Consider the following 13587-nt stretch of genomic DNA (forward strand, 5'->3'; position numbering starts at 1 on the left):
ATGCTGCTTCGTCATTTTCTCCTCACGGCCCTTGCGCTGGCCTTCCTCGCCCTCGGGACCGGCGCGCCCGCACAAGCCCAGCAGATCATCGTGATGGTGAATGGCGATCCCATCACCACCTATGACGTGGCGCAGCGCCAGCTCATGCACCAGATGATCGAACGCAAGGGCGTGACGTCACAGCAGGCGCTTGAGGATCTCATCGACGAGCGCATCAAGATCCAGCAGGCCATCCGCCTCAAGATGGAGGTGGAGCAGAAGGACGTGGACCGCCTGTACGCCGGCGTTGCCGAGCGGTCGGGCCGGACTCCCGAACAGCTCAGCGAAGGCTTCAAGCAGCAGGGCCTCAGCGATCGCACCTTCAAGCAGAAGCTGCTCGCCGATTATGTCTGGGGCCAATATGTCCGCGCCCGCTCCGGCACCGTGAACGTGCGCGACGCGGACGTCGTCGCCGCCCTGCAGAAGCGTGGCCAGACCCAGCTGGTCGCCACCGAATACACGCTCATGCCCATTGTCTTCGTGGTGCCGCGCACCAACGCCAATTACGGCGCGCGCCTCGCCGAGGCCAATGCCCTGCGCGGCCGCTTCACCGATTGTGATGCCGGCGCGGAAATGGCCAAGTCGTTGAAGGAAGTGGTGGTCCGGCCCAAGGTGACGCGCCTGTCCTCCGAAATGCCGCCCCAGCTCCGGCAGCTCCTCGACAAAACCGAGGTGGGCCGGCTCACTCCGCCGGAAGTGGCCCAGTCCGGGGTTGAGACCTTCGCCATCTGCGGCAAGCGCGAAGTCCGCGGCGAGAGTTCGCAGAAGAAGGAAATCAAGGACGAGCTGTCCAACGTCCAGTTCGCCGCGGAATCCAAGAAATTCATGGCGGAGCTGAGGAAGCAGTCGCTCATCGAATATCGCCGCCGCTAGAGAACGCGTTCTCTATCTTAGAGGTGGAGGGCGCTCTAGGGGCCATGCCCCCACAGCTTGCAAACCCGAGCCTTCGGCCCGACCTTATGGCCAACGCGGGCGGCTCTGGCGAGCCGGCCCTTCCGCCGCTTCAACGCGTTTTCACAACGCAAAACTGGTCTCAACTTTTGCGGAAAACGCTGTGATGGTCGCGCCCGCCCCCCTTGTCCTCTCCCTCGGCGATCCCGCCGGCATCGGTCCCGACATCACGCTCAGGGCCTGGGTGCAGCGCCAGGATCTCGGCCTGCCGGCCTTCCTTGTCGCCGGCGATCCCGGAGTGCTCGCCGCCCGCGCGCGTCATCTCGGCCTCACCGTGCCCCTCGCCGAGACCGGGCCGGAAGACGCCACCCTCCGTTTTGCCGAGGCGCTGCCCGTGCTGCCCTGCGGCCCCGCCTCCACCGCCGCGCCCGGCCGGCCCGATGCCTCCAGCGCCCCCTGCGTGGTGGCGAGCCTGGAAGCCGCGCTCGGTCTCGTCCAGGCGGGCCGCGCCGCCGCGCTGGTCACCAATCCGCTGGCGAAGTCGGTGATGTACGCGGGTGGCTTCCCGTTTCCGGGCCACACCGAATTTCTCGCCGCCCGCGCCGCCCTCCCCGGCTGCCCGCCGCCCCATCCGGTGATGATGATCTGGTCGGACCAGCTCGCCGTGGTGCCGGCCACCATCCACCTGCCCTATGCGGACGTGCCCGCCCATCTCACCATTGACCTGCTGGTGGAGACCGGTCGCATCGTCGCCAGCGACATGGCCCGGCGCTTTGGCCTCGCCCGGCCCCGCCTCGTGTTCTGCGGCCTCAACCCCCATGCGGGCGAGGAGGGCACCCTCGGCACCGAGGACGAAGCCATCGTGCGCCCCGCGGTGGACGCGCTCAGGCGCGCGGGCATCGACGCCCGCGGCCCCCTGCCTGCCGACACCCTGTTCCATCCGGAGGCACGGGCCGGCTACGACGTGGCGGTGGGCATGTATCACGACCAAGTGCTCATCCCCGCCAAGACGCTGGCCTTCCACGACGGGGTGAACGTCACTTTGGGCCTGCCCTTCATCCGCACCTCGCCCGATCACGGCACCGCCTTCGACATCGCCGGCACGGGCCGCGCCAACCCCTCCAGCCTGGTGGCGGCGCTCCGGCTCGCCCGCCGTCTCGCGGATGCGGAGGCAGCCCTTGCTGCACATGAGGGCCGACGCGCGGCAATCCCCGCGTGAGCGCCCTCGACGAATTGCCGCCGCTGCGCGACGTCATCCGGCGGCACGGCCTCTCGGCGCAGAAATCCCTGGGCCAGAACTTCCTTCTCGACCTGAACCTCACCGGCCGCATCGCCCGCGCCTCCGGCCCCCTCGAAGGGGCGACCGTGGTGGAGGTGGGCCCTGGGCCGGGCGGGCTGACCCGGGCGCTGCTCGCCTTGGGCGCGCAGCGGGTCATCGCCATAGAACGCGATCAACGCTGCCTCGATGCCCTGGCCGAAGTCAGCGACCATTATCCCGGCCGGCTGGAGGTGATCTCCGGCGACGCCCTGAAGGTAGACGTGCGCCCCCTCGTCGGCGAGGGCCAAGGCGAGGGCGAGGGCCAGGGCGAAGTGCGGGTGGTGGCGAACCTGCCCTATAATATCGCGACGCTGCTGCTCATCGGCTGGCTCTCCACCGATCCCTGGCCGCCGTGGTTCTCGTCCCTCACCCTCATGTTCCAGAAGGAAGTGGCGGAACGCATCGTCGCCGTGCCGGGGTCGAAAGCCTATGGCCGGCTCGCGGTGCTGGCGGGCTGGCGGACCACGGCGCGCATCGCCTTCGATGTGGCCCCCTCCGCCTTCGTGCCGCCGCCGAAGGTGACCTCCTCCGTGGTGCATCTGGTGCCGCGGGCCGAGCCCCTGCCCTGCGCCCTCTCCGCTTTGGAGAAGGTGACGGAAGCGGCCTTCGGCCAGCGCCGCAAGATGCTGCGCCAGAGCCTGAAATCCCTGGGCGTGGACACCGCTGCCCTCATCGCCGCCACCGGGGTGGAGGAGACGGCGCGGGCGGAGGAGATCGATGTCGCCGGCTTCGTCCGGCTGGCGAATATGTTCGCGCAGCTGAAGGCCGGGATGCCGCCCGGTCAGGTGGCGCGGTAGGCCTTCAGGTAGCGGGCCTCGAACATGCGCTTCAGGGCATGAAAGGGCGCGAGCCGCGGCAGCACCACGTTGCGCCTGGTGTCGCGGAACACCAGCATGCCCGCATCCAGCGTATCCACGATGCAGATCAGCTCCGGCTTGAACACCGCGTCGGGCTGGCGCTCCGCCAGCTCGGCCGCCATGTTGCGCGCGGCCGCCACCGCCTGGAGGTCGGCCTGGTGGGCCTGCTTGGGCATCCAGTCCGGCCCGGGAAACGAGCCGGCATCCCCGGCCACATAGACCCGTTCTAGCCCCGGTACGGCGCAGGTCTCGCTGGCGGCGATGAAGCCGCCGGGGGACCTCGGCAGGCAGCTTGCCTCCAGCCATGCCGGACCGGTGAGGCCGGGCATGAACAGGATGAGGTCGGCATCGAAGGCACCGCCTTCGGTCACCACCGCTGTGGGCTCGAAGCGCACCATCTTGTGGCCGAGGTGGCTGCGGATGCCCCGCCGCTCCATCTGCCGCAGCAGCCCGCTCACCGCCTTGGGACCCAGCCGCTGGCCCGGCTGGCTGGACGGGTTGAAGAACACGAGGTCGATGCTCTCGCGCCGCCCCTGCCGGCGCAGCAGCGTATCCATGCCGAACAGGAATTCGAACATGGGGCCACCCCGCACGGCGGAGGGCTCGTTGGGATTGGTGCCGAAGCCCACCGCCACGGTGCCGTGCTTCAGCGCTGCGAGCCGGTCGCGGAGCGCCTCCGCCGCCTTGATGCCCTCACACGGGATGATCGCGTTCTCGATGCCCGGCAGCTTGCGGATGTAGCGCCCGCCCGAGGCGATGAGCAAAAGGTCGTTGCTCACCGGCCCCTGGGTGGTCTCCACGATGCGGCCGCCGTCGGTCACGCCCTGCACCTCGGCCTTCACATGGGTGACGCCGTGGCGAGCGAAGAAGCCGGCCAGCGGCACCTTCAGGTCATCGCCCTTGCGGATCCCGGCGGGAATCCAGATGAGGCTCGGCAGGTAGATCAGTTCGTCCCGGGGGGAGACGACGGTGATCTCCTCCCTCACCCCCACCCGCCGCAGCTCGCGGATGGCGGTGAGGGCGGCAAAGCCCGAGCCGAGGATGACGATGCGGCGGCCGGAGGCCGAGGACCGGGGCGCGGTATCGGAAGACGACATGGCGCTCACTCCACCGGCTTCAGGCGTGTGGCGGGGACCACGGACGGAGCCACGGCAGGACCGAAATCGCCGTCCACGTCAGCGCCCAGCTCACGCTGCCACGGACGCCAGCGCTCCAGCACCACCAGGACCACCACCAGCACCGCCGCAAGACCCAGGGCGAGAACGGTGTAGGACAGGCCGGTGAGATCCATGAAGGTGAGCTTGCCCGGGCCGCCGGAGAGCAGCCACGGCGCCAGCGCCGGCTCGGCATAGCCAAAGGCCACGGCACCGGCGATGCCGCCGGCAAGGGTGAAGAGGGCATCGCGATAGCCGGCGCCGATCTGCGCCAGGATGGTGCCCGGGCAGGCCCCGGCCAAGGCGATGCCGGCGCCCAGCACCAGGCCGCCCAGCACGTCCGCCGCATAGAAGGTGGCCTTGGGCGCCAGCTTCACCAGGCCGAAGCCGTGCAGCGCCGCCAGCACCACGGCGCCGGTCGCCACGGCGGTGAGGAACACCTTCAGCATGATGAAATTGCGCATCTGCATCTGGCCCACGATCATGCCGGGCTCGAAAACCCGTGCCTTTTCGAGGGCGAAACCGAAGACGATGCCCATGGCAACGCCGGTGAGGATGGCCGAAAGGACGGACATGGCTGGTCTCCCTGTGCGTGAGGGCGCGCTTCAGATGCGGCGCAGGACGAGGAAGGCGGTGGCGATGCCGCCCACGAACATGAAGGTGACCGCGATGGTGGAGGACACCGCCATCTGCGCCATGCCTGAAAGGCCGTGGCCGGAGGTGCAGCCATCCGCCAGCCGGGCGCCGAACAGCATGATGAAGCCGGCGGCGAATGCCACCATGTAGCGCACCGCGGGGCTGGACGTGCCCAGCGCCCGGCGCCACACCGGCGAGATGGACTGGCGGCGGGCGCCGGACAGCCGCATGGAGGCGAAGGCGCCGATGGCGACGCCCACCACCAGCGCCACCTGCCACAGATTCTTGCCGGTTGCGGCCACATGCTTGGCCACATAGTCGATCTGCATCACCGCCGGATCGAACAGGGCGGCAAGGGCGCCGCCCACGGTCACATAGGACGAGGACGCGCCGAGGGCGGTGGAGATGAGCAGGAAGGCGGGCACCTGCAGCAAGCCGATGACGATTCCCGCCGCATAGGGCGACCAAGCCTTCCGGCGAAGGAAACAGGCTCCGGAGCTGCAATTCATGGGGGCTCTCCCTGAGTGGCTTGGTGTGGTGTGGTGCGGCTTTCCACACGCGATGGCTGCCGCCCGCAGCGGAGCGCGCCACCACAACATTCAATTTCTTTAAATTATATTATATGAATGTTTTGGCAAGAGGCACATGCCGCCGCAGGCCGCGATCGCGTCCGCCCGCATGTGCTAACCATCGCCCGGGAGACCGCCCATGATCGTGCCCGATGCCACCCCGCCCGATGCCACCCCGCCCGATGCCACCCCGCCCGATTCCTGCGCAGCGCGGCCGAACCGGCTGCCCTGGCCGCCCATGATCTATGGCGGGGCGCTCGTCGCGGCGCTGGCCCTCGGCGCCCTCGCACCAACCTTTTGGCCGGCCTTCCTCGCCGGGCCTGAGGTGCGCGGCGGCGGCGCCGTCGTGGCGGGGCTGGGACTGGGGCTCGACCTTTGGGCGGTCGTCACCCTCCACCGCGCCCGCACCACTATCCTGCCCCACCGGGCGGCGGACCGGCTGGTCACGAGCGGGCCGTTCGCGCTCTCGCGCAATCCCATCTATCTCGGCAACACCCTGGTTTTGCTGGGGCTCGGCCTTGCCGTATTCAACCCGTGGCTGATGGCGGCGGCGCTTCTCGCCGCGCTCGCCACCGACCGCCTGGCGGCGCGGCGCGAGGAGCGCCATCTCGCGGCAAAGTTCGGCGCCGCCTTCGAGGCCTATGCGGCGCGGGTGCCGCGCTGGATCGGCCGGCCGCGACCGCCTACTCCGCCGCTTCCACCCGCGCCGGGTCGTAATTGAGGATGGGGGCGAGCCACTTCTCGGCCTCCTCCACGCTCCAGCCCTTGCGGGCGGCATAGTCCTCCACCTGGTCGCGCTCGATGCGGCCGACGCCGAAATAGGCGCTCTCGGGGTGGGCGAAATACAGCCCCGACACCGCCGCTCCCGGCCACATGGCGAAGCTCTCCGTCAGCTGGATGCCCACCTTGTGGGTGGCGTCGAGCAGGCGGAAGATCGTCGCCTTCTCGGTGTGGTCGGGCTGGGCGGGATAGCCGGGCGCGGGGCGGATGCCGCGATAGCGCTCGGCGATGAGGTCGTCGTTGGCGAGCGCCTCATCGGCCGCATAGCCCCACAGCCTGGTGCGCACCAGATGGTGCAGGCGCTCGGCGAAGGCCTCGGCGAGGCGGTCGCACAGGGCCTTGAGCAGGATGGCGGAATAATCGTCGTTGGCCGCCTTGAAGGCCGCCACCCGCTCCTCCTCGCCGATGCCGGTGGTCACCGCGAAGCCGCCCACATAATCGGCGACCCCGGCTTCCAGCGGCGCGACGAAATCCGACAGCGCCAGGTTGAAGCGCCCGTCCCGCTTCGCCAGCTGCTGGCGCAGGGTGTGGAGCGTGGCGAGCGGCGTCTTGCGGGTGTCGTCGCGGAACAGGACGATGTCGTCGCCCATGGCATTGGCGGGCCAGAAGCCCACCACGGCGCGGGCGCTCACCCACTTTTCCGCGACCATCTTCGCCAGCATCGCCTGCGCGTCGGAAAACAGCGCGCGGGCCGGCTCGCCCACCACCTTGTCCTCGAGGATGGCCGGGTAGCGCCCGGTCAGCTCCCAGGACTGGAAGAAGGGCGTCCAGTCGATGAAGGGGACGAGATCCGCAAGGTCGTGGTCCTCGAACACCTGGGTGCCGAGGAAAGAGGGCTTGTGGGCCTCATAGGCGGAAAAATCCAGCTTCAGGCCGTTCTCCCGCGCCTTGGCGAGGGGCACGCGCTGCTTGTTGGCGTCCGCCCGCGCGTGGGCCTCGGCGAGCTTCTTGTACTCGGCGCGGATGTCGGCCACATAGGCGCCGCGCGTCTCCTGATTGAGCAGGTTGGAGACCACGCCCACCGCGCGGCTGGCGTCGGTGACATAGACCGCCTGTCCCCGCTCGTAGCGGGGCGAGATCTTCACCGCCGTGTGGACCCGCGAGGTGGTGGCCCCGCCGATCAGGAGCGGCAGGGAAAAGCCCTCGCGCTCCATCTCGGCGGCGACATTCACCATCTCGTCCAGCGAGGGGGTGATGAGGCCGCTCAGGCCAATTACATCCACCTTCTGCGCCTTGGCGGTTTCGAGGATCTTCGCCATGGGCACCATGACGCCGAGGTCGATGACCTCGTAATTATTGCACTGGAGCACGACGCCCACGATGTTCTTGCCGATGTCGTGCACATCGCCCTTCACGGTGGCCATCAGCACCTTGCCGGCGGCGGACGCGGAGGTGACGCCCATCTCCTGCTTTTCCGTCTCCATGAAGGGCATGAGATAGGCCACCGCCTGCTTCATCACGCGGGCGGACTTCACCACCTGCGGCAGGAACATCTTGCCGGCGCCGAACAGGTCGCCCACCACGTTCATGCCCGCCATCAGCGGACCTTCGATCACATGGAGCGGGCGGGCGACGGACGCGCGGGCCTCCTCGGTGTCCACCTCCACGAAATCGGTGATGCCGTTGACGAGGGCATGGGCGAGGCGCTTGTCCACCGGCCAGGAGCGCCAGGCGAGGTCCGCCTCGCGCTTCTCCTTGCCGGCCGTGCCCTTGAAGCCTTCGGCGATCTCCAAAAGGCGCTCGGTGGCGTCGGGACGGCGGTTCAGCACCACGTCCTCGCAGGCCTCGCGCAGGCCTCCCTCAATCTCGTCATAGACGGCGAGCTGGCCGGCATTGACGATGCCCATGTCCATGCCGGCCTGGATGGCGTGATAGAGGAACACCGCGTGCATGGCCTCGCGCACCGGCTCGTTGCCGCGGAACGAGAAGGACAGGTTGGAGACCCCGCCCGACACATGGGCGTGGGGCAGGTTCTGCCGGATCCAGCGGGTGGCCTCGATGAAGGCGACGCCGTAGCCGGCGTGCTCCTCGATGCCGGTGGCCACCGCGAAGACATTGGGATCGAAGATGATGTCTTCCGGCGGGAAGCCCAGCTCCTGGGTGAGGATGCGATAGGCCCGCGCGCAGATCTGGGTCTTGCGTTCGAAGCTGTCGGCCTGGCCCTCCTCGTCGAAGGCCATCACCACCACGGCGGCGCCGTAGGCGCGCACCAGCCGGGCCTTCTCGCGGAAGGCGTCCTCGCCCTCCTTCATGGAGATGGAATTGACGATGCCCTTGCCCTGCAGACGCTTCAGCCCCTGCTCGATGATCTCCCACTTGGATGAGTCCACCATCACCGGCACCTTGGCGATGTCCGGCTCGGCGGCGACGAGGTTGAGGAAGGTGATCATGGCGGCCTCGCTGTCGAGGAGGCCTTCGTCCATGTTGATGTCGATGACCTGCGCGCCGCTCTCCACCTGGTCGCGCGCCACCGCGAGCGCGGCGGGGAAATCCCCGGTGGTGACGAGCTTGCGGAAGCGGGCCGAGCCGGTGACGTTGGTGCGCTCGCCCACGTTCACGAACGGAATTTCCGGCGTCAGCTCGAACGGCTCCAGGCCGGCGAGGCGCAGGCGGGGCGCGATCTGCGGCACCGCGCGCGGCGCCTTGCCCTTCACCGCCTGCGCGATGGCGCGGATGTGGGCGGGCGTGGTGCCGCAACAGCCGCCCACGATGTTCACGAGGCCGGAAGAGGCGAACTCACCCACCAGCTCCGCCATGGCTTCCGGGCTCTCGTCATAGAGGCCGAATTCGTTGGGCAGGCCGGCATTGGGATAGGCGCACACCAGCGTGTCCGCCACCCGGCCGATCTCGGCCACATGGGCGCGCATTTCCCGCGCCCCCAGCGCGCAGTTGAGGCCGATGGAGAACGGCTGCGCGTGCTGGAGCGAATACCAGAAGGCGGCGGGCGTCTGGCCGGAGAGGGTGCGGCCGGAGAGGTCGGTGATGGTGCCGGAAATCATCACCGGCAGGCGGATGCCGCGCTCGGCGAACAGCTGCTCGATGGCGAAGATGGCTGCCTTGGCGTTCAGCGTATCGAAGATGGTCTCCACCAGCAGGATGTCCGCCCCGCCGTCGATGAGGCCGCGCGCCTGCTCGTGATAGGCCCGCGCGAGGTCGTCGAAGGTCACGGCGCGGAAGCCGGGATCGTTCACGTCCGGCGAGATGGAGGCGGTGCGGTTGGTGGGGCCGAAGGCGCCGGCGACGAAGCGCGGGCGGCCGTCCTCGGCCTGCGCGAGATCGCCGGCTTCCCGGGCGAGACGCGCGCTCTCGAAATTCAGCTCGTAGACCAGCTCTTCCATGCCGTAGTCGGCCTGGGCGATGGAGGTGCCGGAGAAGGTGTTGGTCTCCACCATGTCCGCGCCGGCGCGGAAATATTCCAGATGAATGGCGCGCACGGCATCCGGCTGGGTGAGGCTGAGAAGGTCGTTGTTGCCCTTCACGTCGCGCGGCCAGTCGGCAAAGCGCTGCCCGCGATAGCCGGCCTCGTCCAGCCTCAGCCCCTGGATCATGGTGCCCATGGCGCCGTCGAGCACGAGGATGCGCTCGGCGGCGGCTTGGGCGAGGGCTGAGAAGGTGTCGGCTGCGCGGGATTCGGTCATGGCTGGGTGATCTCGGGCTCGGGGCTTGGCACAGCCTCGGTGAAACAGATGGGCGTCCGTCGCCGGACGAAAACACGGCATCGTCGCCAATCCTGCCGGCGGCGATGGGACTGAGGCTCCCTCCCCCTCCCAACCCTCCCCCGCAAGCGGGAGAGGGCTTGTGGCGCTCAGATGGCGACAGCCTTTGGCGCATCCGCCTGCGCCGCCGCCTTGGGCCGCAGGCCCAGGAGATGGCAGATGGCGTAGACGAGGTCGGCGCGGTTCAGCGTATAGAAATGGATATCGGTGACACCCCGATCAACGAGGTCGGTCACCTGCTCGGCGGCCACGGCGGCGGCGATGAGCTTGCGCGTCTCCACATCGTCGTCGAGCCCCTCGAACCGCCGCAGCAGCCAGGCCGGCACGCTGGCGCCGGTGCGGGTGGCGAAGTTGGAGGCCTGCTTGAAATTGGTCACGGGCAGGATGCCGGGCACGATAGGAATGTCGATGCCCCGCGCCCGCACCTTGTCCAGATAACGGAAATACACGTCGTTCTCGAAGAAGAACTGGGTGATGGCCCGCGTCGCGCCCGCATCCACCTTGGCTTTGAGCACATCGATGTCGGCGTCGAGGCTGGCGCTCTCCGGATGCTTTTCCGGATAGGCGGAGACCGACACCTCGAAATCGCCGAGGCGCTTGATGCCGGCCACGAGGTCGTTGGCATAGGCGTAGCCGCCCGGGTGCGGCTCGTAGCGTGTGCCGACCCCGGTCGCCGGGTCGCCGCGCAGCGCCACGATATGCTTCACGCCCGCCGCCTTGTAGGCGGTGACCACGGCGTCGATCTCGTCCCGGCTCGCCGCCACGCAGGTGAGGTGGGCGGCCGGGGCAAGGTCCGTCTCCTTCGCGATACGCTCGACGGTCGCATGGGTGCGCTCGCGGGTGGAGCCGCCGGCGCCGTAGGTGACGGAGACGAAGGCGGGCGAGAGCGGCGCGAGGCGGGCGATGGACGACCACAGGGTGGTTTCCATCTCCGGCGTCTTCGGCGGGAAGAACTCGAAGGAGACCTTCACCGGCGGCCGGTCCATCTCCCGGCTCGCCCGGACCGGGGCGGGAGATGGAGCAAGGGCGGGCGTGGTCATCAGGCAATCTCCCTGTCGGCAAGGTCGGCGCCGGCCATGAGCACGCGCGGATCGCGCGCCAGCCAGAGCGAAACGGTGAGCCCGTCCCCCGCCTTGCCGTCGGGCGCGAGGGTGCGGAAAGTGACGAGGTCCAGACCGGCGTCGGCGAGCCAGCCCTCCACCGTCTCGCGCGGGAAGCCGAGATGGCGGTGGGCGTGGGCGTCGCGCAGGAATTCGAGGCCGTGGGGCGCAAAATCCACCACCAGCAGGCGCCCCCCAGGACGCAGCACCCGCGCCGCCTCCTTCAGGGCGCGGCCGCCGTCGTCGAGATAATGCAGCACCTGATGCACGATCACCGCATTGAACGAATCGCGGGGCGCCGGCACGGCGTAGATATCGCTCTGGCGCAGCAGGCAGTGGCGGATGCCGGCGCGTTCCAGGTTGGTGCGGGCGACGCCGAGCATGTCCGGCGACAGGTCGATGCCCATGCCGCGCTCGATATCCGGCGCGAACACTTCCAGCATGCGGCCGGTGCCGGTGCCGAGATCGAGCAGCGATTGGATGGGCGCGGCGCCCAGGGAGGGATCGAACAGGACCTGCCGAACCGCCGCTTCCACCGCCGCCTCGGGCACATGAAGCCGCCTGATCTCATCCCACTCGCGGGCGTGAGCGGCAAAATAGGCCTGCGCCGCCGCAGCGCGTGCCGTCCGCACCGCCACCAGCCGCGCCCGGTCGCCCGCCAGCACCGGATCGTCGCGATCCAGCAGGTCAAGGAGCGCGGCGCCGATTCGCCCGCCCGCCCCATCCGCCGCCCGGCGATAGAAGATCCAGCTCGCCTCGCGGTGCCGCTCCACCAGCCCGGCCTCGGCCAGAAGCTTGAGATGGCGCGAGATGCGGGGCTGGGACTGGCCCAGGATCTCGGTGAGGTCGGAAACGGTCAGTTCCGCCTCGCCCAGCACCGCGACCAGGCGCAGGCGCGTGTCCTCGCCCGCCGCCTTCAGGCTTTCGAGCACGGCGGGGAACGACAGGGGCTGGCGCGGCTTCGGATTTGACATAAAGATATCTTTATATCCTAACCTCGACACATTCAAGCGCCTCCCCTGCCCCATGGCGCGGGACGCGCGAGGGCCGTTGCCAGCCATTCCGATCACGATCAGCGGCGCTGCACGGAGCGCCGTTGCGCCCGCGGAACGGCAGGCCTACACGCTTTTGTCACAGATCGGCGGAAGCGCGGGATCGTCCGGCGCTGGCGTACGATATTACCGACGTGGTGCGTGAAATTTTCCGTGCCCCGTTTCCAATTTCGTCACGTTTCACGGTTAACACCTCAGATATGACTTTGCGCCACAAACTCCTCCTCGCCGCCTTCGGGGCATCGGTTCTCACCGCGCCTGCCTTCGGCCAGGCTGCCAATGGCACGAGCTACAATCTGCCCGCCAACGCGGCAGACGAAGAGGACACGGGCACCCTGCCGCCCGGCTCCGTGAGCGGCTATGGGGCTCCCCCTCCCGGCTATTCCGATCCCTATGCGCGTCAGGCACCCGTGCGCCGCGACCAGCTGGAGCGCACCGAGCTGCCGCCTCCCGGCCAGCAGGCAACGCCGGCCTATGGCGCGCCCGCGGCACAGCCTTATCCCCAGCAAGCTTATCCGCAGCAGGGCTACCCGCAGCCGGTGCAGCCGACCTATTCAGGCGCGCCGAGCGCCGTCGCCCCCCAGGGTGGCCCGCATCCGGCCGCGGTCGTGCCCCAGGGCCAGACCTACGGCAACCAGGGCTACGGCCAGCAGACCTATGCCGCGCCCCAGGCTGACGCGCCGCCGGCCGGTGTTTACGGCCAGCCGGCCCCTGCCGCCCATGAGCCTCCGGCGCAGGCCACCTATGGCGGCTCCGGCCGCGGCGCGGTGGATCAGGATGCCATCTATGCCAGCATCAATGCGGGTCCGCCGCCCGCCGGCGCCTATTCGCCCAACGCCGCCGTAGTCCCCGGCACCACCGAGGCGCCATCCGGCCCCCGCATCGAGAACGTCGACCCCACCGAGCCGGTGCCGGAGCGTTTCCGCCGCCAGACGGTGGACTATGTGACCACCCAGCCGGCCGGCACCATCATCATCGATACGCCCAACACCTACCTCTATTACGTGGTGGGCGGCGGCAAGGCGATCCGCTACGGCATCGGCGTGGGCCGCGAGGGCTTCACCTGGGCCGGCACCCAGAAGATCTCCCGCAAGGCGGAATGGCCCGACTGGCGTCCGCCGTCCGAGATGATCCAGCGCCAGCCCTACCTGCCGCGCTTCATGGCCGGCGGCCCGGGCAATCCCATGGGCGCGCGCGCGCTCTATCTGGGCAGCACCGAATACCGCATCCACGGCACCAACGAGCCGCAGACCATCGGCAAGTTCGTGTCGTCCGGCTGCTTCCGCCTGCTGAACGCCGATATCGAAGACCTGTTCGACCGCGCCGGCGTGGGCACCAAGGTGGTGATCCTGCCGAAGGCCGGCGGCCCGCAGGCCAATGCCGGCACCCCCGCCCCGGTTTCCACCGGGTCCACCGGCAAGCCCGTGGTCCCGGCCCAGCGCTGATCCCCTCACCTGATCATTGGACCCGGTCGG

Annotated in this window: 11 protein-coding genes; 5 read left to right on the forward strand and 6 right to left on the reverse strand. The window is 69.1% G+C overall.

Annotated elements, in window-relative coordinates; translation table 11 throughout:
* The 3 genes from V5F48_RS19280 to rsmA all read left to right on the forward strand — a co-directional run bounded on the left by V5F48_RS19280 (position 1) and on the right by rsmA (position 3045).
* Positions 1-912, forward strand: a complete 912-nt coding sequence (locus tag V5F48_RS19280; protein ID WP_394260007.1) for a SurA N-terminal domain-containing protein — start codon at positions 1-3, stop codon at positions 910-912.
* Between the two features lie 184 nt (positions 913-1096).
* Entirely contained in the window at positions 1097-2149 is a 1053-nt protein-coding gene (gene pdxA / locus V5F48_RS19285) for a 4-hydroxythreonine-4-phosphate dehydrogenase PdxA (protein ID WP_394260008.1), read from the forward strand.
* The gene (gene rsmA / locus V5F48_RS19290) at positions 2146-3045 is read left to right on the forward strand and encodes a 16S rRNA (adenine(1518)-N(6)/adenine(1519)-N(6))-dimethyltransferase RsmA (RefSeq protein WP_394260009.1); all 900 of its coding nucleotides are present in this window, start codon (positions 2146-2148) and stop codon (positions 3043-3045) included. Before pdxA ends, rsmA begins: the two co-directional genes overlap by 4 nt.
* On the opposite strand, the gene V5F48_RS19295 is transcribed toward rsmA, so the two are convergent.
* Genes V5F48_RS19295 through V5F48_RS19305 form a run of 3 tightly spaced genes read right to left on the reverse strand, consistent with a single transcriptional unit; the run spans position 3030 to position 5404 of the window.
* Positions 3030-4202, reverse strand: a complete 1173-nt coding sequence (locus V5F48_RS19295) for an NAD(P)/FAD-dependent oxidoreductase (RefSeq protein ID WP_394260010.1) — start codon at positions 4200-4202, stop codon at positions 3030-3032. The genes rsmA and V5F48_RS19295 overlap by 16 nt on opposite strands.
* Positions 4203-4207: 5 nt before the next feature.
* Complete coding sequence (locus V5F48_RS19300) at positions 4208-4834, reverse strand: YeeE/YedE thiosulfate transporter family protein (RefSeq protein WP_394260011.1); 627 nt, start codon at positions 4832-4834, stop codon at positions 4208-4210.
* Between the two features lie 30 nt (positions 4835-4864).
* A complete protein-coding gene (locus V5F48_RS19305; protein ID WP_394260012.1) occupies positions 4865-5404 on the reverse strand; it encodes a YeeE/YedE thiosulfate transporter family protein in 540 nt (179 codons plus the stop codon).
* Between the two features lie 199 nt (positions 5405-5603).
* Between V5F48_RS19305 and V5F48_RS19310 the strand changes: the two genes are divergently transcribed.
* Positions 5604-6185 carry a methyltransferase family protein gene (locus tag V5F48_RS19310; RefSeq protein ID WP_394260013.1) on the forward strand — a complete coding sequence of 194 codons (582 nt, stop codon included), beginning with the start codon at positions 5604-5606 and terminating at the stop codon, positions 6183-6185.
* Here the strand turns inward: V5F48_RS19310 and metH are convergent.
* From metH to V5F48_RS19325, 3 genes are all read right to left on the reverse strand, one after another.
* Positions 6148-9882, reverse strand: coding sequence for a methionine synthase (gene metH, locus V5F48_RS19315; protein WP_394260014.1), 3735 nt, complete (start codon positions 9880-9882; stop codon positions 6148-6150). The genes V5F48_RS19310 and metH overlap by 38 nt on opposite strands.
* 167 nt (positions 9883-10049) lie before the next feature.
* Positions 10050-11000: a methylenetetrahydrofolate reductase [NAD(P)H] gene (metF, locus tag V5F48_RS19320; protein WP_394260015.1), complete on the reverse strand. Its 951-nt coding sequence runs from the start codon at positions 10998-11000 to the stop codon at positions 10050-10052.
* Entirely contained in the window at positions 11000-12034 is a 1035-nt protein-coding gene (locus tag V5F48_RS19325) for an ArsR/SmtB family transcription factor (protein ID WP_394260016.1), read from the reverse strand. Before V5F48_RS19325 ends, metF begins: the two co-directional genes overlap by 1 nt.
* A gap of 284 nt (positions 12035-12318) precedes the next feature.
* Here V5F48_RS19325 and V5F48_RS19330 point away from each other — a divergent pair, with 284 nt between their 5' ends.
* The gene (locus tag V5F48_RS19330) at positions 12319-13557 is read left to right on the forward strand and encodes a L,D-transpeptidase (protein ID WP_394260017.1); all 1239 of its coding nucleotides are present in this window, start codon (positions 12319-12321) and stop codon (positions 13555-13557) included.
* Positions 13558-13587: the final 30 nt, after the last annotated feature.

Origin of the sequence: Xanthobacter autotrophicus ATCC 700552, assembly GCF_043194565.1 — a bacterium.
In the GTDB taxonomy this organism is placed as follows: Bacteria; Pseudomonadota; Alphaproteobacteria; order Rhizobiales; family Xanthobacteraceae; genus Xanthobacter; species Xanthobacter autotrophicus_F.

Coding starts and splice junctions, on each gene's coding strand:
- V5F48_RS19295 (WP_394260010.1), bottom strand. CDS start 4,202: ATGTCGTCTTCCGATACCGCGCCCCGGTCCTCGGCCTCCGGCCGCCGC.
- V5F48_RS19280 (WP_394260007.1), top strand. CDS start 1: ATGCTGCTTCGTCATTTTCTCCTCACGGCCCTTGCGCTGGCCTTCCTC.
- V5F48_RS19325 (WP_394260016.1), bottom strand. CDS start 12,034: ATGTCAAATCCGAAGCCGCGCCAGCCCCTGTCGTTCCCCGCCGTGCTC.
- metH (WP_394260014.1), bottom strand. CDS start 9,882: ATGACCGAATCCCGCGCAGCCGACACCTTCTCAGCCCTCGCCCAAGCC.
- V5F48_RS19305 (WP_394260012.1), bottom strand. CDS start 5,404: ATGAATTGCAGCTCCGGAGCCTGTTTCCTTCGCCGGAAGGCTTGGTCG.
- V5F48_RS19310 (WP_394260013.1), top strand. CDS start 5,604: ATGATCGTGCCCGATGCCACCCCGCCCGATGCCACCCCGCCCGATGCC.
- pdxA (WP_394260008.1), top strand. CDS start 1,097: ATGGTCGCGCCCGCCCCCCTTGTCCTCTCCCTCGGCGATCCCGCCGGC.
- metF (WP_394260015.1), bottom strand. CDS start 11,000: ATGACCACGCCCGCCCTTGCTCCATCTCCCGCCCCGGTCCGGGCGAGC.
- V5F48_RS19300 (WP_394260011.1), bottom strand. CDS start 4,834: ATGTCCGTCCTTTCGGCCATCCTCACCGGCGTTGCCATGGGCATCGTC.